23 protein-coding genes are annotated in these 21,263 nt (G+C 60.5%); 9 read left to right on the top strand and 14 right to left on the bottom strand.

All coding sequences use genetic code 11. From position 1 onward, the window contains the following. The first annotated feature begins 64 nt into the window (after nt 1-64). Both A8O26_RS08395 and A8O26_RS08390 read left to right on the top strand, forming a co-directional pair. Nucleotides 65-1,669, top strand: a complete 1,605-nt coding sequence (locus A8O26_RS08395; RefSeq protein WP_064117585.1) for a methyl-accepting chemotaxis protein — start codon at nt 65-67, stop codon at nt 1,667-1,669. 109 nt (nt 1,670-1,778) lie between these two features. After that, nucleotides 1,779-1,982 (top strand): hypothetical protein, encoded by a 204-nt coding sequence (locus A8O26_RS08390; protein ID WP_064117584.1) that lies wholly within the window; start codon nt 1,779-1,781, stop codon nt 1,980-1,982. 6 nt (nt 1,983-1,988) lie between these two features. Here A8O26_RS08390 and A8O26_RS08385 read toward each other — a convergent pair whose 3' ends face one another. Both A8O26_RS08385 and A8O26_RS30155 read right to left on the bottom strand, forming a co-directional pair. Then, nucleotides 1,989-2,225, bottom strand: a complete 237-nt coding sequence (locus A8O26_RS08385; protein ID WP_064117583.1) for a DUF2789 family protein — start codon at nt 2,223-2,225, stop codon at nt 1,989-1,991. A gap of 47 nt (nt 2,226-2,272) precedes the next feature. Next, a complete protein-coding gene (locus tag A8O26_RS30155) occupies nt 2,273-2,524 on the bottom strand; it encodes a hypothetical protein (protein ID WP_064117582.1) in 252 nt (83 codons plus the stop codon). Between the two features lie 403 nt (nt 2,525-2,927). Between A8O26_RS30155 and A8O26_RS08375 the strand changes: the two genes are divergently transcribed. The 3 genes from A8O26_RS08375 to A8O26_RS08365 all read left to right on the top strand — a co-directional run bounded on the left by A8O26_RS08375 (nt 2,928) and on the right by A8O26_RS08365 (nt 4,736). After that, nucleotides 2,928-3,398 (top strand): hypothetical protein, encoded by a 471-nt coding sequence (locus A8O26_RS08375; protein ID WP_081265169.1) that lies wholly within the window; start codon nt 2,928-2,930, stop codon nt 3,396-3,398. Beyond that, on the top strand, nt 3,395-3,592 hold the full coding sequence (locus A8O26_RS08370; RefSeq protein ID WP_064117580.1) for a hypothetical protein: 198 nt from the start codon (nt 3,395-3,397) through the stop codon (nt 3,590-3,592). Before A8O26_RS08375 ends, A8O26_RS08370 begins: the two co-directional genes overlap by 4 nt. A gap of 127 nt (nt 3,593-3,719) precedes the next feature. Continuing rightward, nucleotides 3,720-4,736, top strand: a complete 1,017-nt coding sequence (locus A8O26_RS08365) for an ABC transporter substrate-binding protein (RefSeq protein ID WP_064117579.1) — start codon at nt 3,720-3,722, stop codon at nt 4,734-4,736. A 96-nt stretch (nt 4,737-4,832) separates the two neighbouring features. Here A8O26_RS08365 and A8O26_RS08360 read toward each other — a convergent pair whose 3' ends face one another. After that, the gene (locus tag A8O26_RS08360) at nt 4,833-6,965 is read right to left on the bottom strand and encodes a TonB-dependent receptor (protein WP_064117578.1); all 2,133 of its coding nucleotides are present in this window, start codon (nt 6,963-6,965) and stop codon (nt 4,833-4,835) included. Nucleotides 6,966-7,057: 92 nt separating this feature from the next. After that, complete coding sequence (locus A8O26_RS08355) at nt 7,058-7,447, bottom strand: DUF2946 domain-containing protein (RefSeq protein ID WP_064117577.1); 390 nt, start codon at nt 7,445-7,447, stop codon at nt 7,058-7,060. Nucleotides 7,448-7,540: 93 nt separating this feature from the next. Between A8O26_RS08355 and A8O26_RS08350 the strand changes: the two genes are divergently transcribed. Further along, the gene (locus A8O26_RS08350; protein ID WP_007910751.1) at nt 7,541-7,981 is read left to right on the top strand and encodes a DUF3995 domain-containing protein; all 441 of its coding nucleotides are present in this window, start codon (nt 7,541-7,543) and stop codon (nt 7,979-7,981) included. A 158-nt stretch (nt 7,982-8,139) separates the two neighbouring features. Here the strand turns inward: A8O26_RS08350 and A8O26_RS08345 are convergent, their stop codons facing one another. From A8O26_RS08345 to A8O26_RS08315, 7 genes are all read right to left on the bottom strand, one after another. Then, nucleotides 8,140-8,502 (bottom strand): Na+/H+ antiporter subunit G, encoded by a 363-nt coding sequence (locus A8O26_RS08345; RefSeq protein WP_064117576.1) that lies wholly within the window; start codon nt 8,500-8,502, stop codon nt 8,140-8,142. Next, the gene (locus A8O26_RS08340) at nt 8,499-8,777 is read right to left on the bottom strand and encodes a K+/H+ antiporter subunit F (protein ID WP_011334688.1); all 279 of its coding nucleotides are present in this window, start codon (nt 8,775-8,777) and stop codon (nt 8,499-8,501) included. The genes A8O26_RS08345 and A8O26_RS08340 overlap by 4 nt, the downstream gene beginning before the upstream one ends. Next, complete coding sequence (locus A8O26_RS08335; protein ID WP_064117575.1) at nt 8,774-9,262, bottom strand: Na+/H+ antiporter subunit E; 489 nt, start codon at nt 9,260-9,262, stop codon at nt 8,774-8,776. The genes A8O26_RS08340 and A8O26_RS08335 overlap by 4 nt, the downstream gene beginning before the upstream one ends. Further along, nucleotides 9,259-10,938, bottom strand: coding sequence for a monovalent cation/H+ antiporter subunit D (locus A8O26_RS08330; RefSeq protein ID WP_064117574.1), 1,680 nt, complete (start codon nt 10,936-10,938; stop codon nt 9,259-9,261). The genes A8O26_RS08335 and A8O26_RS08330 overlap by 4 nt, the downstream gene beginning before the upstream one ends. Continuing rightward, nucleotides 10,935-11,279: a Na+/H+ antiporter subunit C gene (locus A8O26_RS08325; protein ID WP_008085854.1), complete on the bottom strand. Its 345-nt coding sequence runs from the start codon at nt 11,277-11,279 to the stop codon at nt 10,935-10,937. Before A8O26_RS08325 ends, A8O26_RS08330 begins: the two co-directional genes overlap by 4 nt. After that, nucleotides 11,279-14,197, bottom strand: coding sequence for a monovalent cation/H+ antiporter subunit A (locus tag A8O26_RS08320; protein WP_064117573.1), 2,919 nt, complete (start codon nt 14,195-14,197; stop codon nt 11,279-11,281). The genes A8O26_RS08325 and A8O26_RS08320 overlap by 1 nt, the downstream gene beginning before the upstream one ends. 246 nt (nt 14,198-14,443) lie before the next feature. Then, nucleotides 14,444-15,379, bottom strand: a complete 936-nt coding sequence (locus tag A8O26_RS08315; protein WP_064117572.1) for a DMT family transporter — start codon at nt 15,377-15,379, stop codon at nt 14,444-14,446. Between the two features lie 85 nt (nt 15,380-15,464). Here A8O26_RS08315 and A8O26_RS08310 point away from each other — a divergent pair, with 85 nt between their 5' ends. Both A8O26_RS08310 and A8O26_RS08305 read left to right on the top strand, forming a co-directional pair. Then, on the top strand, nt 15,465-16,028 hold the full coding sequence (locus A8O26_RS08310; RefSeq protein WP_064117571.1) for a helix-turn-helix domain-containing protein: 564 nt from the start codon (nt 15,465-15,467) through the stop codon (nt 16,026-16,028). After that, nucleotides 16,029-17,423, top strand: coding sequence for an FAD/NAD(P)-binding protein (locus tag A8O26_RS08305; RefSeq protein ID WP_064117570.1), 1,395 nt, complete (start codon nt 16,029-16,031; stop codon nt 17,421-17,423). Between the two features lie 215 nt (nt 17,424-17,638). Here the strand turns inward: A8O26_RS08305 and ppnN are convergent, their stop codons facing one another. Further along, nucleotides 17,639-19,012 carry a nucleotide 5'-monophosphate nucleosidase PpnN gene (gene ppnN, locus A8O26_RS08300; protein ID WP_034152412.1) on the bottom strand — a complete coding sequence of 458 codons (1,374 nt, stop codon included), beginning with the start codon at nt 19,010-19,012 and terminating at the stop codon, nt 17,639-17,641. A gap of 224 nt (nt 19,013-19,236) precedes the next feature. Between ppnN and A8O26_RS08295 the strand changes: the two genes are divergently transcribed. Next, complete coding sequence (locus A8O26_RS08295; RefSeq protein WP_064117569.1) at nt 19,237-19,764, top strand: DUF3087 domain-containing protein; 528 nt, start codon at nt 19,237-19,239, stop codon at nt 19,762-19,764. Here A8O26_RS08295 and A8O26_RS08290 read toward each other — a convergent pair whose 3' ends face one another. Beyond that, on the bottom strand, nt 19,765-20,139 hold the full coding sequence (locus A8O26_RS08290) for a DUF2784 domain-containing protein (RefSeq protein ID WP_064117568.1): 375 nt from the start codon (nt 20,137-20,139) through the stop codon (nt 19,765-19,767). Nucleotides 20,140-20,191: 52 nt separating this feature from the next. After that, entirely contained in the window at nt 20,192-21,127 is a 936-nt protein-coding gene (locus A8O26_RS08285) for a GGDEF domain-containing protein (RefSeq protein WP_064117567.1), read from the bottom strand. Nucleotides 21,128-21,263 lie beyond the last annotated feature (136 nt).

Raw genomic sequence — 21,263 nt, 5'->3', positions numbered from 1 at the left:
GATAATGGCGTTGTAGTGGCGTTTAATGCAGTCACAACAATGAGAACAAGCGTGGGGTGTTGATATGACGAGAGATGGATCTCTGGTTGGGGCTTTGCCTGCACCAGTGCTTTTGCCGAAAAACCGCTGGATCGCACCGACCCTGCAAAGCATCGCCCTGATGCTGTTGTTGGTCGGCATGACGCTGGGTGAGTGGTCGCTTTACGTTGGCATGCCGCTGGCGGTGCTGATTGTCTGGTTGCCGCGCCTGCGCTCCCGAGCCGTCCCCGCTGCACAGCCTGCCGACACTGGCAGCGCCATTTCCGAATTGACCCGAGACCTTTCCTACACCACCAGCCACAACGCGTTGTCGGCGGCCGGCGTGGCGTTTTCGGTCAAGGAACTGGCAAGCAAACTCGAATCACAGCTCGATGCGGCGGCACGGATTGTCAGCAACGCCGAGGTGATGATCGCCACCGAACACGCGACATCGCAGCTAAGCCGAGAAGCGCTCGCCGCTGCCAGCGAGGCGCATCACAGCAGCGCGGCGGGGCGCACTGAGCTGGTCGATTCGATCGCACGCATGCATCAACTCAGTCAGCGCGCCAATGCCAGTCGCGAGCTGATCGAGGCCTTGAGCCTGCGCAGTGATGACATTCAGCGCGTGACTCTGGTCATTCAGTCGATCGCCAGCCAGACCAATTTACTCGCCCTCAACGCTGCGATTGAAGCCGCGCGCGCCGGTGAGCATGGGCGCGGTTTTGCGGTGGTGGCGGATGAGGTGCGCGGATTGGCGGCGCGCACGGCGTCGGCGACCGGCGAGGTCGGTGAGATGGTCGCCGATATTCAGCAACGTACTGCGCAGGTGGTGGAGCAGATTCGCGAGCTGTCCAGCGATCTGCACACCGGCGTCGAGCAGGTCGAGCACACCGGTCAGCATCTGGAGAACATCGCGCGATTGGCGGCTGGGGTGGAAGGTCAGGTCGGTGAAATCGCCCGCGGCGCCGAAACCAATCGCGAGCAACTCGACAGCCTGTTCAAGGCTATCGAGCAGATGCGCAGCGATCTGGCGATCAGTGATCAGCAAACCCGGCGCCTTGCCGAAGCGGCGGTGCAGATGGAAGGCCAGGCCGAGACCATCAGCGAGCGTCTGGCCGAAGTCGGTCTGGACGACTATCACCAGCGCATCTATGACTTGGCGCGCGAAGGTGCCAGCCAGATCGCGGCGCGGTTCGAGGCGGATGTCGAGCAGGGGCGGGTCAGCCTCGAAGACTTGTTCGACCGTCAGTATCAGCCGATCCCGAAGACTCAGCCGGCGAAATATCAAACCCGTTTTGACCGCTATACCGATCAGGTGCTGCCGGCGATTCAAGAGCCGTTGCTACCGCGTCACGAAGGTTTGGTGTTTGCCATCGCCTGCACGCAGCAGGGTTATGTGCCGACGCATAATCAGGCGTTCAGTCAGCCGTTGACCGGGGACGCGCAGGTCGATGCGGTGAACAACCGCACCAAACGCAAATTTGCCGATCGCACCGGGATCCGTTGCGGCAGCCATCAACAACCGGTGCTGTTGCAGACTTACACGCGCGACACCGGTGAGCTGATGCACGATTTATCGGTGCCGATCATGATCAAGGGCCGGCACTGGGGCGGTTTGCGTTTGGGCTACAAACCCGAGAATCCGCGCTGATTGTTACCGTTGCGGCAAGGGTTCTGTGCACCGGCGTTGCTGTTTCCCCCTGAAAGAAAGCATTAACCTGCCGACTTAGTTAGGCAGCTAATTATTTCAGGAGGTCGGCATGCAGTGCCGGGTTGATGTCGCCGTGATGATCGGCAGTGGTGTACCCGCCGGGTTGCGCGCAATGGGCCAAAGCGTTTGCTGGGTGGTTCTACTCAATGGTGAACGACGCGGCACCGCGTTTGCCAGTCGCGGTGAAGCCGAGGAGTGCAGGGCTGCGTGGCTCGCGCAATTGCAATCGGAGCCGGGTGACAGCCTGCACTGATCAGGGTTACTTGCCGCGATGCAGGCGCACGTTCAGTTCATCGACCATCACGGCTTCTTCACCGTCGGCACGCAACCATTCCTTGAGCAATTGCGCCTGTTGCGGTGACCAGAAGTCGGCATCTATCAACTTAGTGTCTTTGTCCAATGGGTGCTCTTCGATGAAGTCGTCGATTGCCGTATCTTCCGAAGGCAGGCCCAGTTGATCAAACAGGGTTTTCAGATTGTATGCTGGCAGTTCCATCGTGTGCTCCTTGGGTTAGCGCCGAGGGGCGCGATTGATCACTCTCCTTATCTGAGGCATCCGCTCGCCGGGAGTTCGATTTGTGCTTCAAGTGACCGGGCGAGGGCGCAGGCTTCGTTATGGTGTTCGCGGAAACCTCTTACGCGACCGGTCGATTTTTCCCTGATGTGGAAAAACGCATTGCCCGCGGGCACGACTTGAAAGCGTGGGCTCTGGTCAGGCATCGCACTGACATGCAGGACCAATGTCGATTCAAGTCTGGCCTCAGCGGGCATGGCAAAGTGAGTCAAAGTGCACATATGAAGTCCTTTTCATCAGTCGGCCGATATTTACAGGCCGTTTCGGGTAGTCGTAATGAGCATCGCTGCTCTAGAATCGCCAGTACCTGTTGACGACAGGGCTTATCTAAAGCAATTTTTCACGTGCGATATGTCGGAAAAGTGCTTTTTTTCGTGAGAATTTTCCCTAAAGTTCGTAGTCAGCTTTCTCGGAACGCCAGTGAGGAGTTTTCCTGCAAGCTTTGGCGACATCGGAGCAAGTTTCGCGAGTGACATTCCAGTAGTCTTACGCACCTCGCGATGAATGAGCGCTCTGCTCACTTCGAACTTTTATTTGAGTCACCTGGCAGTTCTGTCGGCTTGGCCGTTTTTTTTGCCGTGCGCGTTTTCCGTGCTCGGTTTTTCCAGATGTGGGGATGTTTCTTTGGCAGTCAGTAACCTCGATATGCATGCTTTGTTCGTGCTGGGTGATTTGCGCGCAAAGCTGGTCAAGTTGTTCCAGTCGCGTTTCGTTTACATCACCGAGCAAAACGCTGAAGGTGTTTACGTCGCTGAAATCGACACAGAAAGTGCCTTGGTGGTCGATGACAAACCGGGGCTCAAGCTCAAGGTTGGCGATCATTTCAGCGCATCGGTCTTGCCCAGCCGTGAAGGCGGCAAGATGGATATCCGCTTTCGCGAAATCAAACTGACGGTTTATGGCCTGGGCGATTACGCCTTTGTCGATACCGCTGACGGTCACGCGATCCTGTTCAAGGAAGGCCATAGCGTGGTGACCGTGTTCGCCGCCAACCAGCAACTGCAGGAAGGCCTGACCAAAACCCTGAAAGCCGTCACCGCCAAAGCCGCGAAATGGCGCAAGGGTGAGTTGGTGACCTTCAAGGCCAGCGAGTGAGCCGTTCGGATTTCCATTCGCAGAACCTCGACACCGCGCGCGAGGAGGCCCGGCGAATGATCGCAGCCAAGGCCGAGCTACAAGGCGCCTGGTTGAATTGGGTGGCTGCGCAGATCTACATGCTGCGTCCGGCGGAATACGCCAGCATGGTCAGACGCGAGCTGCAAAGCTTGCAGGAAAAATCTGATTCGTAACCTCGTCCGGGCCTGAGCCCGGAAAAAGCAGGAACCTCGGCTACAGTCAGTTGACTGAGTATTCAGAGGCTTGCGGTCTTCCATCAGGCCATCCTGCTATTGCTGTGAACAGCACGAGGTGCAATGCATGAACGGATTTCGACGGTTATTGGCCGCCAGCGTGGCCGCATTCGGCTTGTTGGCATCGGCACCCTCGGTGATGGCGGCGCAGACGCCGATCCATTTCGCCGACCTGAACTGGGAAAGCGGCAGCCTGATCACCGATGTCCTGCGGATCATTGTCGAAAAGGGCTATGGCTTGCCGACGGACACCTTGCCCGGCACCACCATCACCCTGGAAACCGCCCTGGCCAACAATGACATTCAGGTCATAGGCGAAGAGTGGGCGGGGCGCAGTCCGGTGTGGGTCAAGGCCGAGGCCGAAGGCAAAGTCGTCAGCCTCGGTGATACGGTCAAGGGCGCCACCGAGGGCTGGTGGGTGCCGGAGTACGTAATCAAGGGCGACCCGGCCAAGGGCATCAAGCCTTTGGCACCGGACCTGCGCAGTGTCAGCGATCTGAAAAAATACAAGGATGTGTTCAAGGATCCGGAGAACCCGAGCAAGGGCCGTTTCCTCAACAGCCCGATTGGCTGGACGTCGGAAGTGGTCAACAAGCAGAAGTTGACGGCTTATGGGTTGCAGGACGATTACACCAATTTCCGCAGTGGCTCGGGCGCGGCGCTGGATGCCGAAATCAGCTCTTCGATTCGTCGCGGCAAACCGGTGTTGTTCTACTACTGGTCACCTACGCCGTTGCTCGGCAAGTTCAAACTGGTGCAGCTGGAAGAGCCGGCGTTCGATGCCGAGGCGTGGAAGACGCTGACCGATGCCGATAATCCCAATCCGAAACCGACCCGCTCGCTGGCGTCGAAGTTGTCGATTGGCGTGTCTACGCCGTTTCAGAAACAGTATCCGCAGATTGCCGAGTTCTTCAGCAAAGTCGACTTTCCGATCGAGCCTTTGAACAAGGCGCTGGCGAAGATGAGCGAGAAGCACACCGCCCCGCGGGAGGCGGCGGTGGCCTTCATGAAGGCACACCCGGAGGTGTGGCAGGCGTGGTTGCCGAAGGATGTGGCGGAGAAGGTTTCGGCTGATCTGAAATAGAGGCTGTAGTGCCCGGCCTCTTCGCGAGCAAGCTCGCTCCCACAGTGTATATGTGTCGTTCACAACAATGTGGGAGCGAGCTTGCTCGCGAAGCTCTTAAAATTTCGTCATCACCGCCAACTCAAAAGTACGCGGCGTACCCAGGTAATACGCCGGCGAAACATGCGCAAACTCGGCATACACCTCGTTGGTCAGGTTACGCACGCGTCCGGTGACGGTCGTGTGTGAATCCACCTTGTAGCTGAGGAAGCTGCCGAACAGCGTGTACGACGGCACGGTCATGGTGTTGGCAGTATCGGCATACACCGACGCCACATATCGCGCATCCACGCCACCTTGCCATTGCGGCGAAAAGTCATAAGTCAGCCAAAGATTGCCCACCCGATCCGGCACATTGGTCGGTGTGTTGCCCTTGCGCGACACCACCACACCGGCGGCATTTTTCTCGGTGAAATCGTCGTACTGCGCATCGACCCAGGCGAAATTGCCTTCGGCCAAAAGCTTGTCGGTGATTCGCAGTGAGCTGGCGATCTCGATGCCTTTTGACGTCTGCTGACCGACCGGAATGCTGCTGGTCGGGTCCAGCGGATCGGTCACGGCGAAGTCTTTGCGCTCGATGGTGTAAGCCGCGACGGTGGCTGATCCTCGGCCGTTCAGATAGTCGAATTTGCTGCCAATCTCCCATTGCTTGCCGGTGGAGACGTCGAAGTCCTGTGTGCCGTTCGGTTGCTCGGCGGCGGTGCTGTACTGCACGTAGACATTGGCTGAGGGAATGAACTGGTAGGTCAAACCGGCGCGTCCGGTGACCGGCTCCCAACTGCGTTTGAGGTGTTTGGGGTTGGCGGCGGTCACCGTGCGATGGTTGGTGACGTCGAGGTCGATATCGTCGTAACGCAGACCTGTGAGCAACGACAGTTTGTCGGTCAACGCCAGGCGGTTTTCAACGAATAGAGCTTTGGTGGTGACCTCGTTGGTCTTGTCGCTGATCAACTTCGGATTGGTCCCCGGAATGTCGTAGAAGTGCCCCGGCTGGAAGTTGTTCGGATCGACCGTGCTGGCGCCTTTGATGTTCAGTGGTGAATTGGTGGTCTGGTTGACCTTGTATTCGAAACCACCCGACCACGTTGTCTCGAGCCCGAACAGCGTGTTGTCGTGACGCAGTTCGAACTGGTTGCCGTTCTGCTCGCCCTGATGACGCACCTGATACGCGGTCGAACGGTTCACCGCCGTGTTGTCGGCGTTGTACTGATAGGTTTCGAGGTTGCGGTAATCACGTTGGCTATCGAGGTGATACAGCGTGTTGCGTAGCGTGGTGCTGTCGTTGATCCGGTAGTCGATGATCGAACGCACCCAGATCGTCCGCTGTTCGTAGCGGCCGTCCTCGACGTTGTAGTTGTTGAAGCGGTTGTGTTTATCGATCTTCAACTCGCCGGCCTTGGGGTTGAGCACCGGCGTGCCCCAATACGGACTGTCTTCGTGTTCGTCCTGATATTCCAGCGCCAGGGTGTGCGACAGATTCGGCGTGAGGTCGCTGAACAGCGAGAACGCCACGCTCCAGGCATCGCGTTCCTGGCGGTCGATGTAGCCGTTGCTGGTGTTGTGACTGACGTCGAGGCGCGCGTAGTGCTGGACGTCGGCGCTCGGCTCGGTCAGCGCGTGGTTGAGGCCGAAGGCGGTTTCGGTGGTGTCGTAGGTGCCGTAGCTGACCCGGCCTTCAACTGCCTGCTCATCTCGGGTCGCCAGTTTGGTCACGTAGTTCAGCGAACCGCCGACCGAACCCGCGCCGTTGATCAGCGATGACGGGCCACCGACCAGTTCGACTCGATCATAAATCCACGAGTCGACCGGCCGCGCGAGGCCACCGGAAACGTTGATGCCGTTAAACATCTGGGTGATCTGGCTGCTGGTGAAGCCACGGTAGGAGACGAAACCGCCAAACCCCGGCGGTGCGCTGGCGTTGACCCCGGGCAGGGTGTTGGCGGCGTCCTGAAAGTTCTGTGCGCCGTGGCGCTCGATGTCGTTGCGATTGGCTATCGCCACCGAGGCGGGCGTGTCGCGCACGCTCAGGCCGAGGCGTGAGGCCATGCCACTGGATTGGTCGAGGCTCAGGCCCGGCTCGGCACCGGATTCGCCATCGATGGTGATCGGCGCCAGATCCACGGTGGATTGCGCCCAGACGTTAACGGACAGGCAGCCGCACAGGCTCGCCAGCAGAGTGAGTTGTTTCATCATTGAATCCTGAATGCTTGTCTAGGAGTCAGCGCACGGGCGCACGCCACGCGTGGGCACAGTGGGCTGACAAATCAAAAAGGCAGAGACACTCAGGCGAGCGGTGGGGCGCGTGGGTTGGCTGAAGGCCAGGTGAAGCGGGCAGGGAGATCGGCACTGACGATGGGCGCCAGCGGCGGGCTGTGTTGCTCCGGCAGGATCGCCAGGGTCAGGCTGGAGTTGAACGCCGGGCCCATGCCACCACCGACCGAGCACAGCGGGCAGCCGAACGCTTTGGACAGGGTTGGCAGTTTTTCTTCGGTGGGGTTGCTGGCGAGCGGCGCTTGAGTAGTCGGGTCGACTGTACAGAACTGGCCGCCGATGCCGTTGAGCTGCATGCCGACCATTTGTCCGTGACCGATGCTGCAGGCGAACACGTTGAACAGGACGCAGCAATAGAGCATCCAGGCCAGCAGTGAGCGATCGGAACGGGAGAATTTCATGGGGCGGCACTTTACCGTACCGCTGATCGGTCGTGCACTTGAAAAAAATGCGACTAGGATGATTTGTTCAAATCCCTTTCAAGGATTTCAACCATGACCTTTGTGTTGGCTCAATGGCTGGTGACAACGTTTGCGGTAATCGCCTTGATGCACGTGTATTGGGCGTTGGGTGGGCAATGGGCGGCGGCAGTAGTCGTGCCGCAGGTGCCGGTGCGCGGATTTGTCGCAACGGTGCGGCCGGCGTTCAAGCCTTCAGGCTGGCTCACGTTGATTGTGGCAGCGGCATTGCTGGTGATTGCTGCGTTGGTGTGCATGCGGGTGGGCTGGGGCATGCCGGCGGTGACGCACAAGGCGCTGCAGTGGGTGATCAGCGCGATTGCGCTGTTGATGTTTGCCCGGGCGATTGGCGATTCGAATCTGGTCGGGTTTTTCAAGGAAGTGAAGGATTCGCGATTTGCGCGGCTGGACACCTGGGTGTATTCGCCGCTGTGTGCGGTGCTGGGGGCGGGGTTGTTGGCGGTGGCTTGGGTTTGAGATCAGATTTGAAATTTGCGATGACCCGGCCGGCTCCTTCGCGAGCAGGCTCGCTCCCACAGTGATTGAGGGTGTCCACAGATATGTGACTTCACCCAAAACCCTGTGGGAGCGAGCCTGCTCGCGAAGGGGCCGGTCCGGACGCTGAAGGCTCTGAACTAGCTACCACTCTCGGTGCGTCGGCTACTGACCTCTGCCGGCACATCATCCCCAGCCATGCGCTTGCGGAACAACGCCGCCCGCGCCAGTAGCAATGTGGTCACCGGTACGGTAATCGCCAGCAAAATCGGGATCAGCCAGGCATGTATGACCGGCCCGGACTTCAGCGCCGAAAAGCAGATGATCGACGCCAGCGCCACACACCATGCGCCCAGCGTCGACGCCAATGCCGGCGGGTGCATGCGCTGAAAGTAGTCCTTCATGCGCAATAATCCGACCGCGCCGATCAGCGCGAACAGGCCGCTGAGTACCAGCAGGATCGCCACCGGAATCTCGACCCACAGAGACAATTCGGCATTCATTCGATCACCTCGCCACGCAGCAGGAATTTCGCCAGGGCAAACGAGCCGACGAAGCCGAACAGCGCGATCAGCAGCGCCGCTTCGAAGTAAGTGTCACTGGCATAACGAATGCCCAGGGTCAGCATCATCAGCATGGCGACGATGTACAGGTAATCCAGCGCCAAGACCCGATCCTGCGCCGACGGGCCTTTGAACAGGCGCACCAGCGTCAGCACCATGGCCAGCGAGAACAGGAACAGCGTCAGCAGAATCGCGTTCGACAGTAATGGGCTCATTCGAAAATCTCCATCAACGGCCGCTCGTAGGTGCTCTTGAAGTGCTCGATGAATTGCGCTTCGTCATCCAGATCCCAAACGTGCAGCAGCAGAATGCTGCGATCCAGCGCCAGCTCCGACCACACCGTACCGGGGACCACCGTGCAGATCATCGCCAGCGTCGCCAGACCGTGGGCGTCGCGCAGGTCCAGCGGGACTTTGACGAAGCCTGAGCGCGGAGGGCGACGGCCGGCGTTGAGCACGCCCCAGGCGACGATCAGGTTGGACATCACCACGTCACGACCCACGATCAAGAACAGGCGCAGGATCGTCCCCGGTCGGCGAATGCGGGCGTGTTTCGGGCGCAATTTGCGCATCATCAACGGTGCGGCAAAGCCCAGTATCGCGCCGAGCAGCAGGTTGCCCGGGCTGATCGACAGGTTCAGGGTCAGCCACAAGGCGCACAGTGCCAGCGACAACAACGGTGCAGGAAACACCCGTTTCATGGCTGCACCTCCAGCATCGCGGCTTTGGCTTCCGGACTAGGTACCGCGCGGGTGCCGAGCACCGCCATGACGTATTGCTGCGGATTATTCAGCGCATCAGCGGTGGCCTGGGTGTAGCGCAGCAGCGGTTCGGCCTTGAAAGTCAGGATGATGCTCAACCCCAGCAGCAGGAAGATCGGCGCGCATTCGAGTTTGCGCAGCAGCGGCGAAGGGCGCTCTTCGGGCGTCCAGAAACGCTGGATGCCGAGGCGCGAGAATGCCATCAGCGACGCCAGCCCGGAGAGGATCAGCAGCGCCAGCAACGCCCATGCCGCCATGGAAATCGGCGCGCCAGTGCCCAGCCCCTGCGGATTGAGCAGGGCGCCGATCAGGCTGAGTTTGCCGATGAACCCGGACAGCGGCGGCATGCCGATGATCAGCAGAGCGCAGGCGATGAAACCCAAACCGAGAAACGCCATGGTCCACGGGATGACCTGACCGACCACCGCTTTCTGCTCGTCGTCGAGGTTGATGCCTTTGGGCGGTTGCAGCGACTCCTGCGGGCGCGGCAGCAGTTCGCTTTCGTCTTCGAGCGGGATCTCGTTGGCCGAGCGCGAACGTTCGATCAACTCGGCCAGCAGGAACAGCGCACTCAACGCCAGCGTCGAGCTGACCACATAGAACAGCGCCGCGCCGATCAGGTTTGGCTGAGCGAAACCGATCGCCGACAGCAGAATGCCGGCCGACACCAGAATGCTCAGGCTGGCCATGCGTTCCAGGCGTTGCGCGGCGAGAATCGCCAGCGCCGCGCACGCCATGGTCGCCATGCCGCCGTAGATCAGCCAGTCGCCGCCGAAGAATGCCGACGCACCGGCCTGCCCGGAAAACAACAGGGTCCACAGGCGCAGCAGGGTGTAGACGCCGACCTTGGTCATGATCGCGAACATCGCCGCGACCGGCGCACTGGCCGAGGAATAGGCGGGTACCAGCCAGAAGTTCAGCGGCCACATACCGGCCTTGGCCAGGAACGCGACTGCCAGAATCCCCGCACCGGCGTGCAGCAAACCACGATCGGCTTCCGGCACCAGCGGAATCTTCAGCGCCAGATCGGCCATGTTCAGTGTGCCGGTGACACCGTAGATCAGTGCCGCACCGATCAGGAACAGCGACGATGCGAGCAGGTTGATCGAGATGTAATGCAGCCCCGAAGACACCCGCGCCCGACCGGAGCCGTGCAGCAACAGGCCATAAGAGGCGGCGAGCAGCACTTCGAAGAACACAAACAGGTTGAACAGGTCGGCGGTCAGGAACGCGCCGTACAGACCCATCAACTGAATCTGGAACAGGGCGTGGAAGCTTGAACCCGCACCATCCCAACGGGCCATGGCGAAGAGCAGGGCGCTGACGCCGATGATCCCGGTCAGCACCAGCATCAGCGCTGACAATCGATCGACCACCAGCACGATGCCGAACGGCGCCTGCCAGTTGCCCGGCAGGTACACGCCAATCGAACCGGGCACGCCCGTGGTCTGTGTCCATTGCAGCAACATCACCGAAATGAACAGACCGACGAGGCTGGAGAACAGGTTGATCTTCGCCTTCAGTGGCCGATGCCGTTCGCCGAGCATCAGCATGATGGCAGCGGTCAGCAGCGGCAGCAGGATCGGTGCGGCGATCAGGTGAGTCATCGCCATCATTCTTTAGGCTCCCGGCCGTCGACGTGGTCGGTGCCGGTCAGGCCGCGCGAGGCGAGCAGAACGACGAGGAACAACGCGGTCATGGCGAAGCTGATGACGATCGCGGTGAGGACCAGTGCCTGTGGCAGCGGGTCGGTGTAGTGCAGCAGGTCCTGGGTGACGCCGTCCTTGATCACCGGCTCTTTGCCGATGAACAGGCTGCCCATGCTGAAGATGAACAGGTTGACCGCGTATGACAGCAGGCACAGGCCCATGACCACCTGAAAGGTCCGTGGGCGCAGGATCAGCCAGACGCCGGAGGCGGCAAGTACGCCGATGGCGATTGCGATGACTTCTTCCATCAGACGGCTCCTTTGCTGGCGACGGACTTGGGCAGCGATGCGGTCTTGTGGCCCCGCACCGATTGGTGGGCGAGGGCGGTGAGGATCAACAGCGTCGAACCGACCACTACGCCGTACACGCCAATGTCGAAGAACAGCGCACTGGCGACATGGATGTCACCCAGCAGCGGCAGGCTGAAATGCCAGGTGTGCGTGGTCAGGAATGGGTAGCCGACGACCATCGCACCAAGCCCGGTGGCAGTGGCGAAGAGCAATCCGGTGCCCATCCAGCGCAATGGGCGCAGGCTCATTTGCGCCTCGACCCACTGCGTACCGGCGACCATGTATTGCAGGATGAACGCCACCGACATCACCAGGCCGGCGACGAAACCGCCACCCGGTTGGTTGTGCCCGCGCATGAACAGGTAGAACGAGACCACCAGCGCAATCGGCAGCAGCAGGCGCACCAGCACCGCCGGCACCATCATGAAACCGAGCGCGGTGTCGCTGGCCGAACGCGGGTTGACCAGGTCGGTGACCACGTCCGGTGCCAGCAGGCGCTGCTGGGCAGGCAGTTGCAGGCTTTCTTTCGGTGGACGGAAGCGCCGCAGCAGGGCGAACACGGTCAGCGCCACGGCGACCAGCACGGTGATTTCGCCGAGGGTGTCGAAGCCACGGAAATCCACCAGCATCACGTTGACCACGTTGCTGCCACCGCCCTCGGGCATGGCGCGACTGAGGTAGAACGAGGAGATGTCGTTCGGCGTCTGCCGCGTGAGCATCGCGTAGGACAGCAACGCCATGCCAGCGCCGACGGCAATCGACAGCAGCAAGTCGCGCAGACGACGGATGCGTGCCTTGCGCAGGCTGCTTGGCAGTGGCGAGACTTCTTCGATACGGCGTGGCAACCAGCGCAGGCCGAGCAGGATCAGCACGGTGGTGACCACCTCGACCGCGAGTTGCGTCAGGGCCAGATCCGGCGCGGAGAACCAGACGAAGGTCACGCAGGTCATCAAGCCGCAGACGCTGACCATGGTCAGTGCCGCGAGACGGTGATACTTGGCCTGCCACGCAGCGCCGAGGGCGCAGGCGATTGCCAGCAACCACAGGGTCACGAAGACGATCGAACCGGGGATCTTCGGCCGGTCGCCCCAGCTCAGGCTGCTGTGCAGCATCGGGATCAGGCCGGCGAGCACGGCTGCCAATACCATCAGGAACAATTGCATTTGCAGGCGTCGGGTGCCGAGTCGCCGCTCGACGCGGCGGGCCATGCGCATCATCACCACCAGACTGCGCTCGAACAGGCGCTTGCCGTTGAAACGGCCAATCAGTGGCGGGTATTTGAAGCGGCCGCGCTTGAGCTGATTGCGCAGCAGCAGATAGACGACGATCCCGCCGGACATGGCGATCAGGCTCATGATCATCGGCGCATTGAGGCCGTGCCAGATCGCCAGGCTGTATTCCGGCAATGTGCCGCCAACCACCGGCAGTGCCGCCGCCGCGAGCAACGGGCCGACCACTTGTGCCGGGAAGATGCCGACGACCAGGCAAGTGAACACCAGCAATTCGACCGGTGCGCGCATCCAGCGCGGTGGTTCGTGCGGGGTGTGCGGCAAGTCGGTGGCCGTCGGGCCGAAAAACACATCGACAGTAAAGCGCAGCGAGTAGGCCACGCTGAATGTACCGGCGATGGTCGCCACAATCGGTAACGCCGCTTCGACCCATGCCGTGGCATTGATGAACACGGTTTCAGCGAAGAACATTTCCTTGGACAGGAAGCCGTTGAGCAACGGCACCCCGGCCATCGAGGCACTGGCAACCATCGCCAGCGTCGCGGTGAACGGAATCAGTTTGATCAGGCCGCTGAGTTTACGGATATCGCGGGTGCCGCTTTCGTGGTCGATGATGCCGGCGGCCATGAACAGCGAGGCTTTGAACGTCGCGTGGTTGAGAATGTGGAACACCGCAGCCACGGCGGCCAGCGGACTGTTCAGGCCGAGCAGCAGGGTAATCAGGCCGAGGTGACTGATGGTCGAGTAGGCCAACAGACCCTTGAGGTCGTTCTGGAACATCGCGCAGTACGCGCCGAGCAATAGCGTACACGCGCCGGCGCCGCTGACGATGTAGAACCATTCTTCACTGCCGGACAGCGACGGCCACAGGCGCGCAAGCAGGAACACCCCGGCCTTGACCATGGTGGCCGAGTGCAGATACGCCGACACCGGTGTCGGCGCCGCCATGGCGTGCGGCAGCCAGAAGTGGAAAGGGAACTGGGCGCTTTTGCTGAGGGCGCCGATGAGAATCAGAGGAAGGAGAATCGGGTAGAGGGCATCTGCGCGAATCAGATCGCCGGCGGCCAAGACCTTGTCGAGGTCATAGCTGCCGACGACATGGCCGAGAATCATGACCCCCGCCAGCAGGCATAACCCGCCGGCACCGGTGACCATCAACGCCATATAGGCACCGCGACGGGCGTCGGCGCGGTGGTGCCAGTAACCGATCAACAGGAACGAGAAGAGACTGGTGAGCTCCCAGAAAAACACGATCTGAATCAGGTTGCCGGAGATTACCAGGCCGAGCATGGCGCCCATGAACGCCAGGAAAAACGCGAAGAAACGCGGCACCGGGTCATCCGGCGACATGTAATAACGGGCGTACAAGGAGACGAGCGTGCCGATGCCGAGCACCAGCATCGAGAACAGCCATGCGAAGCCGTCCATGCGCAGAACGAAGTTCAGACCGAGGCTGGGCAGCCACATGAACTCTTCGCGGATCACGCCGCCGTGGGCAATTTGCGGGTACAACAGCGCGACCTGGACGGTGCCGATCAAAGCGACCAGACCTGCCAACAGGGATTCGGTATTACGCGCGTTGTGTGGCAGCACCGCTGCCAGACAGCTGCCAACGAATGGCAGAAGCAGTAGAACTATCAGGGACATAGGCTTCTAATCTGCGGAAGTTTGTGAAGCATCATACGTGCCAGCTCCCCGATCACCAAACGCCAGGATGTCTCAGAATCCTACAAAGTAGTCTGGAATTTTCTGTTTGGCATTGTTTCAGGGCGATGATGTTGTGGCAGATGGCCCTTTCGCGAGCAGGCTCGCTCCCACATTGGAATGTATTTCAAAATGTGGGAGCGAGCCTGCTCGCGAAAGCGTCGGGTCAGACGCTGAAGATGTTGCGGATTAACCCTGCGCTTCTCGCTCCAACTCAGCTTCAGCTTCTGCAACCTTACCCTTGGTCTTCAACTCGCTGACAATCACCGCCGCCACAATCAACCCCGCGCCCACCAGTGCAATCGCTGGCAATCGCTCGCCGGCAATCCGCCCGACAATCCCGGCCCACACCGGCTCACCGGCGTAGATCAGCGTTGCCCGAGTCGGCGAAACACTCTTCTGCGCCCAGTTCATCGCCACCTGAATCGCTGCACTCGCTGCGCCCAACCCCAGCGCGGTCACCAGCAGGGTCCAGGAAAAATCCGGAAGCATTTCACCGGTCGGCACCACCAACAGAAACGACAACACGGAGGTGGTTGCCAGTTGCACCACAGTCACCCGGCGCACATCGACTTGCCCGGCATAGGTGCTGATCAGAATGATTTCCGCAGCAATAGCGATGGCGCTGATCAGCGTGGCAATTTCACCGGGACTGAAATTCAGCGAAGCCCCGGACGGCCCGGACAGCAGCATCAAACCGGTAAACGCCAGCATGATCCCGATGCTCGGCATCAACCCTGGCCGCCGGCCAAGCACCAGCCATTGCAGCAGCGGCACAAATGGCACATACAGCGCAGTAATGAACGCCGATTGACTGCTCGGAATCGTTTGCAACCCGACCGTCTGCAAACCGTAACCGAGCATGATCGCCACGCCGATGAAGGTGCCAGCCTTGAGTTCGAAAAGGGTTAGTTCGCGCAGATGACGCCAGGAAAACAGTGCAACGATACAAGCCGCCGCCGCAAAACGCAGTCCGACAAAAAACATCGGCCCGCTGACGGTCATTGCATGCTGCACCAGCAGGAAGGTGACGCCCCAGACCATGGTGATCAGTACCAGCACGCACTCGGCTTTGCTGAAACGAGAGAAATGGAGAGAAGTGGGGGAGCTGTTCTGCGACGTCATGACCTTGCGCACTATAAAAAGGAGGACGCACAATGCGCCCAACGTTGCGCAGTATACTGCCCAACCTCAGCGAGTGAGCAATATAGTGCACAAAGATTCGACGCAACGGGCCTCCGTTTTGCAACACGTCAGCCAGAACGTCCGGCGTCTGCGGCATGCCGCTGACCTGAGCCAGACCGCGCTGGCGGAAAAGTCCGGTGTCAGCCGACGCATGCTGGTGGCGATCGAGGCGGGCGAGAAGAACGTCAGCCTGACCACTCTTGATCGTGTCGCCGAAGCGCTGGATGTGGCGTTCAGCGATTTGATCCAGGCGCCGGATGCGCGTGATCCGAGCCGGATCAATGAAGTGGCTTGGGCGGGGAGCATTCCCGGGAGCAGGGCCGTGTTGCTGTCCAAAGCCACGGCCACCCGCGAAGTCGAACAATGGGAGTGGTGCCTGCAACCGGGCGAAGTCTATCCTTCGCAACCGGATGCCGATGGCTGGAGCGAGCAAATCTACGTCTTCGAAGGATGCCTGACGCTGATGCTCGGCGAGCAACGCCAGCAAATCGCCACGGGCGAGTTTTTCATGTTTGCCAGCAACCAGCCGCATAGCTATCGCAATGACGGCGAGGTGGCGGCGCGTTTCGTACGCAATGTGGTGATTTGAATGAGTCAAAACGCGGACATCCTGATCATCGGCGGTGGCCTCAGCGGCACGATGCTGGCGGTGCAACTGTTGCGTCTGCCAGGCCAGCGCAAGATTTTTATCATCGAGCCTCGCGCCGAGCTGGGTCGGGGCGAAGCGTACAGCGCTGTCGAGTTGGGCCATACGCTCAACGGCAATGCGGCGCGGATGAGCGTTGACCCGGATAACCCTGATGACTTGACCCAGTGGCTGACCGCGCACATCGCGGGCGGCGGCTGGCCGGAATCGGCCGAGCAGGATGTGCCGGTCAGCGAACTGTTCCCGCCGCGCGGGTTGTTTGGTGTGTATGTGCAGCAGCGTCTGGCCGAGGCGCGAACTGTCGGGGTGCGACACGGTTCGAGCGTCGAGCATATCTGCGCGGAGGTTATTGATCTGCAGATTGACGGCGATTCGGTGCAACTCAGCTTGAGCGATGGTCAGCGACTGAAGGGCGCGTATTCGGTGCTCGCCACCGGCATGTTTGCCGCCGCCAGAACGCCACAGAAACAATCCAGCGGCCTCAATGCGGCCGCACTCGATCCGTGGGATGTCGCGGCCATGCGCCAGCTTGACCCGCAATCGACCGTGCTGATCATTGGTTCCGGCCTGACCATGGTCGATGCCGTGGTGTCGCTGCAGCAGGCCGGGCATCGCGGGCCGATTGAGGTGTTTTCCCGGCACGGACTGTTACCTCACGTGCGCCGCCAACCGCCGGCATGGACGGACTTTCTCGGCGCCGATCATGGCATTCGTACGCCACGACAGTTGCTGCGGCAACTGCGTCGGCAGTGCCGCAACGCTATCGCCCAAGGCATCGACTGGCAGGCGCCACTGGACACGGTGCGTATGCACATCCCACGGTTGTGGAGTCAGGCGACGGACGCGCAGCGTCGACAATTCGTCCGCCATGTGCGGCCGTGGTGGGAGAGTCATCACCACCGTTCGCCACCGCTGAGTGCCGCGTTGGTCGAGCGCTTGCACAGCGAAGGTCGATTGCGGATTCAGGCAGCGTCGTTCAAAGCGCTTGAGCCTAGTCCGGAGGCTGGCGTCAGGATTCGCATTCGACGTCGCGGTGAGTCGCAAACGTGCGTGGTGCAGGGCGCCGCGCTGATCAACTCCAGTGGCATCGAATATGACTGGCGCCGCGTGGCGCGACCGTTGCCGCAGCAGCTACTGGCACGCGGTCTGATACAACCGGGGCCATTGGCATTGGGGATTGCGGCGGCGGTGGATGGCGCGGTGCTGGATGTCGAAGGGCGTGCCGCTGACCGCTTGTTTGCGATGGGGCCGCCGTTGCGCGGGATGTGGTGGGAGAGCACTGCGGTGACGGATGTGGCGTTGCAGGCCAAGGCATTGGCGGTGCGGTTGGTTGGATAAGGTTGATGGTGGTCTTTGGTGGTCTTTCGGGCCTCTTCGCGAGCAAGCTCGCTCCCACAGGGACCCAGGTTGTAAATACCATTTGCGCCACACAACAGAACCTGTGGGAGCGAGCTTGCTCGCGAAATCGGTGTGTCAGTCGAAATCAAGGTGACTGATACACCGCTATCGCGAGCAAGCTCGCTGCTACATTTGTAGCGTGGTAACCGAAAGAGTTACGCCACCACTCGATAACACGGCACATACGCCGCGCCACCCGGCAGTTTCATCCGGTGCTGGGCGACGAAGGCTTTGAGCAGCGCATCAAGCGGTTGCATGATCGCCGCATCACCGCGGATCTGGTACGGCCCGTGTTCTTCGATCAGGCGAATGCCCTTGTCCTTGACGTTGCCGGCGACGATGCCCGAGAACGCCCGGCGCAGGTTCGCCGCGAGTTCGTGCGGTGGCTGGTCGCGGTGCAGTTTGAGGTTGGCCATGTTTTCGTGGGTCGGATCGAACGGGCGCTGGAAGCCTTCGTCGATCTTCAACAGCCAGTTGAAGTGGAACGCATCGTTGCGCTCGCGACGGAACTGCTTCACCGCTTTCAGCCCCTGAGTCATCTGCCGCGCCACTTCGGCCGGGTCGTCAATGATGATTTCGTAATGCTGCTTGGCCGCTTCGCCGAGGGTGGCGGTGACGAAGGCGTCGAGCTGTTCCAGATACGGCGCGGCATGTTTCGGCCCGGTAAGGATCACCGGGAACGGCAGCCCTTTATTGTCCGGGTGCATGAGGATGCCGAGCAGGTAGAGGAATTCCTCCGCCGTACCAGCGCCGCCCGGGAAGATGATGATGCCGTGGCCAACGCGCACGAACGCTTCCAGACGTTTTTCGATGTCCGGCAGGATCACCAGCTCGTTGACGATCGGGTTCGGCGCTTCGGCGGCGATGATGCCAGGCTCGGTCAGACCCAGATAACGACCGCCGTGAATACGCTGTTTGGCGTGGGCGATGGTCGCGCCTTTCATCGGGCCTTTCATCACGCCCGGGCCGCAACCGGTGCAGATGTCGAGGCTGCGCAGGCCCAGTTCGTGGCCGACTTTCTTGGTGTATTTGTATTCTTCGGTGTTGATCGAGTGGCCGCCCCAGCAGACGACGATTTTCGGCTCGACGCCCGGGCGCAGGGTGCGCGCGTTGCGCAGCAGATGGAAAACGTAGTCGCTGATGCCTTGCGAGGTGCTCAGATCGATGCGCTGGCTGTCGAGTTCGTTTTCGGTGTAGACGATGTCGCGCAGGGCGCTGAAAAGCATTTCACGGGTGCTGGCGATCATTTCGCCATCGACGAAAGCGTCGGCCGGCGCGTTCAGCAGCTCCAGGCGCACGCCCCGGTCCTGTTGGTGAATGCGGATTTCGAAGTCCTTGTAGGCTTCGAGGATGGTCTTGGCGTTATCAACATGGGCGCCGGTGTTGAGGATGGCCAGGGCGCACTGGCGGAAGAGGGTGTAGGTGCTGCCGGATCCGGCTTCGCTCAGTTGCTGAACTTCACGTTGAGAAAGGGTTTCCAGGCTGCCTTTCGGGCTGACCGAGGCATTGATTACGTGTCGTTGGGTCATGCAATGATCCTTAAAACGATGTCATCCCAAAACCAGGCGAATGGCATCCGAATAGTGTGTATCCATGAATGAAGATGGCACGATCTGCGCTGTACCGCCATGTCCCCGTTGGACGCTGAAAAGATGAAAAGGAGCCCCAGCATAGCTAAATCCGCCGTAGAGGCGATAATGCGCCGGCCGGTTTTTTCAGTAAGCCCTTTTGTCGCTCAAGGAAGTCATTTGTGATGTTCGAGATTCAGCCGATGGACGCCGCCAGCTTTCGCCAGCAGACCCGCCGCAGCACGATCATCATCGCCGTGCTGTTTCTGGTGCTGGCGATGTTGTTTTCCAGCGTCGCGGTGGCGCTGTTCGGCGCGCCCGGGGCTGACAACCTGCGCTTCAATGTCGGCGGGGTGTTCGTCGCGTTTCTGCTGACGGCGGGATTATTGCGCGGGCGCTTCTGGCATCAGACGTGGATGGCGCCGGCCGTTTACAGCTGGCGGCTCAAGCGCAGTTTGATGAGCGTCACCAACGTGATGCATCAAGTCACGGCGGCGGTGGAGAAGGGCGACCCGACGGCCATGAAGATCTTGCGCTTCTATCATCTGGGGCTGACACAGATGCATGAACTGGACGGCAACTCCAGCGATCATGGGCAACTGTGGCGTGAAGTCGAAGCGCATAAACAGCGGATGCAGGCGCTGGGGCTCGACACCGAGCAGACGCGCCTGGATCCGGCCTGGCTGGACGCCGTGAAGCAGACGTCGCGCTGATCACAGCGCTCGACGCAGTTTCCACGAACGGATCAAACGACCATAAACCAGCAAGTTGACCGCCAGCACCACGCTGCCGAGTGCCAGTTGAATCTGTGGCGTGAGCCCGGCCGGATAGATGATCGGCCAGATGTAGTGCTCGATGAAACCGCCGGCGTAATCGGTTTGCCCGGCGGCGTGGCGCATGAGGTTTTCCCAGTAGGTCAGCGGACAGGTCAGGTGCAAAACCTCGACCGCGACGCCCCAAGCGGCGGCCGGCAAATGCAGCCACATCAGCCGTGGCCATTTGAGGACCAGCAGCCCGCCAAACAGCACGAACAGAATGAAGCACAAATGAAACAGCACCAGCCCGTCGGCTGCGATTCGGTACAGCATGTCGTCTCCCTGACGCGATTGTGAATGGCGCTATGTTACGCCGCTCAGGGGATTAACGCTCAGTGCGAAAATCAGCGAACTCCGCGCGCATCCGTCCGTTGTGCTTGGCCTGATAGAGCAATTTGTCGACGCGCTCGATGAAGTGCAGCGGATCGTCTTCGACACCGGCCTGGGTGGTGCCGACGCCGAGGCTCAAACTCACCAGTGACGACACCGCTGAATGCGCATGGGCGATCTGCTGCTGGCGGATCAGGTGCAGGCACTTGCGTGCCACCAGACGCGCCGATTCGGCATCGGTTTCCGGCAGTAGCCAGACAAACTCTTCACCGCCAATCCGGGCAATGAAATCCCGTGGTCGATTGGCCGCCAGTGACAGTGTCTTGGCTACCTGTCGCAGGCACTCATCGCCCTTGATGTGGCCGTAATGATCGTTGTACTGCTTGAAGTAGTCGATATCGAGGATCAGCAGCGACAGCGGCAATCCCGTGCGTTGGGCGCTGAGCCATTCGCGTTCGAGAACGGTGTCGAACATGCGTCGGTTGGCGATGCCGGTGAGGCCATCCTGAAACGAATACTCTTCGAGTTGCTTCTGCAAACGGATCAGGTGTTCTTCGGTTTTCTTGCGCTCGCTGATATCGAACATGAAGCCCACCAGCGCTTCGACTTCACCGTCCTTGCGCACCACATGCACGACATCGCGGATCCACACGTACTCGCCGGTGCTGGTGAGGGCGCGATAGTCGGCTTCGTGATCGACACCGGCGCGTGACTGCGACACACAAAATTCCACCACGTAATCGCGATCATCCGGGTGCATGCGCTCGACCCAGTCGTTGACCCCGACCCAACTGTCCTGCTGCCAGCCGAGCAGGGTTTCGATCTGCGGGCCGATGTAGCTGAAGCTCATGGTCTGCCAGTCGATTCGCCATGGGATGGCTTGGGTCGATTCGAGCAGAGTCTTGTACACGTCATTGTCGATGGCGGTCATGGCGGGGGACGGTCTCGAGGGGAAAATGCAGCGCCAGCATGTTGCTGGCACTGTTGGCTTGCAAGCAGCTTGCCGATGAACGGTTGGATCCTGCCGATTTCCCTTAAGTGCGCAAGATTGTTCAAGCCAGCAGCGC

The organism is Pseudomonas fluorescens (assembly GCF_001648775.1).
GTDB lineage: Bacteria > Pseudomonadota > Gammaproteobacteria > Pseudomonadales > Pseudomonadaceae > Aquipseudomonas > Aquipseudomonas fluorescens_M.
Note: the sequence above shows the minus strand (reverse complement) of the source record. Positions and strands in the feature narration are given on the sequence as shown.

What these genes read in the sequence shown, in the direction of transcription:
- A8O26_RS08360 (WP_064117578.1), bottom strand. Translation starts at nt 6,965, where the DNA reads ATGAAACAACTCACTCTGCTGGCGAGCCTGTGCGGCTGCCTGTCCGTT.
- A8O26_RS08330 (WP_064117574.1), bottom strand. Translation starts at nt 10,938, where the DNA reads ATGATGGCGATGACTCACCTGATCGCCGCACCGATCCTGCTGCCGCTG.
- A8O26_RS08350 (WP_007910751.1), top strand. Translation starts at nt 7,541, where the DNA reads ATGACCTTTGTGTTGGCTCAATGGCTGGTGACAACGTTTGCGGTAATC.
- A8O26_RS08290 (WP_064117568.1), bottom strand. Translation starts at nt 20,139, where the DNA reads ATGCTGTACCGAATCGCAGCCGACGGGCTGGTGCTGTTTCATTTGTGC.
- A8O26_RS08320 (WP_064117573.1), bottom strand. Translation starts at nt 14,197, where the DNA reads ATGTCCCTGATAGTTCTACTGCTTCTGCCATTCGTTGGCAGCTGTCTG.
- A8O26_RS08340 (WP_011334688.1), bottom strand. Translation starts at nt 8,777, where the DNA reads ATGAGCCCATTACTGTCGAACGCGATTCTGCTGACGCTGTTCCTGTTC.
- A8O26_RS08395 (WP_064117585.1), top strand. Translation starts at nt 65, where the DNA reads ATGACGAGAGATGGATCTCTGGTTGGGGCTTTGCCTGCACCAGTGCTT.
- A8O26_RS08390 (WP_064117584.1), top strand. Translation starts at nt 1,779, where the DNA reads ATGCAGTGCCGGGTTGATGTCGCCGTGATGATCGGCAGTGGTGTACCC.
- A8O26_RS08295 (WP_064117569.1), top strand. Translation starts at nt 19,237, where the DNA reads ATGTTCGAGATTCAGCCGATGGACGCCGCCAGCTTTCGCCAGCAGACC.
- A8O26_RS08315 (WP_064117572.1), bottom strand. Translation starts at nt 15,379, where the DNA reads ATGACGTCGCAGAACAGCTCCCCCACTTCTCTCCATTTCTCTCGTTTC.
- A8O26_RS08325 (WP_008085854.1), bottom strand. Translation starts at nt 11,279, where the DNA reads ATGGAAGAAGTCATCGCAATCGCCATCGGCGTACTTGCCGCCTCCGGC.
- A8O26_RS08355 (WP_064117577.1), bottom strand. Translation starts at nt 7,447, where the DNA reads ATGAAATTCTCCCGTTCCGATCGCTCACTGCTGGCCTGGATGCTCTAT.
- A8O26_RS08305 (WP_064117570.1), top strand. Translation starts at nt 16,029, where the DNA reads ATGAGTCAAAACGCGGACATCCTGATCATCGGCGGTGGCCTCAGCGGC.
- A8O26_RS08365 (WP_064117579.1), top strand. Translation starts at nt 3,720, where the DNA reads ATGAACGGATTTCGACGGTTATTGGCCGCCAGCGTGGCCGCATTCGGC.
- A8O26_RS08385 (WP_064117583.1), bottom strand. Translation starts at nt 2,225, where the DNA reads ATGGAACTGCCAGCATACAATCTGAAAACCCTGTTTGATCAACTGGGC.
- ppnN (WP_034152412.1), bottom strand. Translation starts at nt 19,012, where the DNA reads ATGACCCAACGACACGTAATCAATGCCTCGGTCAGCCCGAAAGGCAGC.
- A8O26_RS30155 (WP_064117582.1), bottom strand. Translation starts at nt 2,524, where the DNA reads ATGTGCACTTTGACTCACTTTGCCATGCCCGCTGAGGCCAGACTTGAA.
- A8O26_RS08285 (WP_064117567.1), bottom strand. Translation starts at nt 21,127, where the DNA reads ATGACCGCCATCGACAATGACGTGTACAAGACTCTGCTCGAATCGACC.
- A8O26_RS08335 (WP_064117575.1), bottom strand. Translation starts at nt 9,262, where the DNA reads ATGAAACGGGTGTTTCCTGCACCGTTGTTGTCGCTGGCACTGTGCGCC.
- A8O26_RS08345 (WP_064117576.1), bottom strand. Translation starts at nt 8,502, where the DNA reads ATGAATGCCGAATTGTCTCTGTGGGTCGAGATTCCGGTGGCGATCCTG.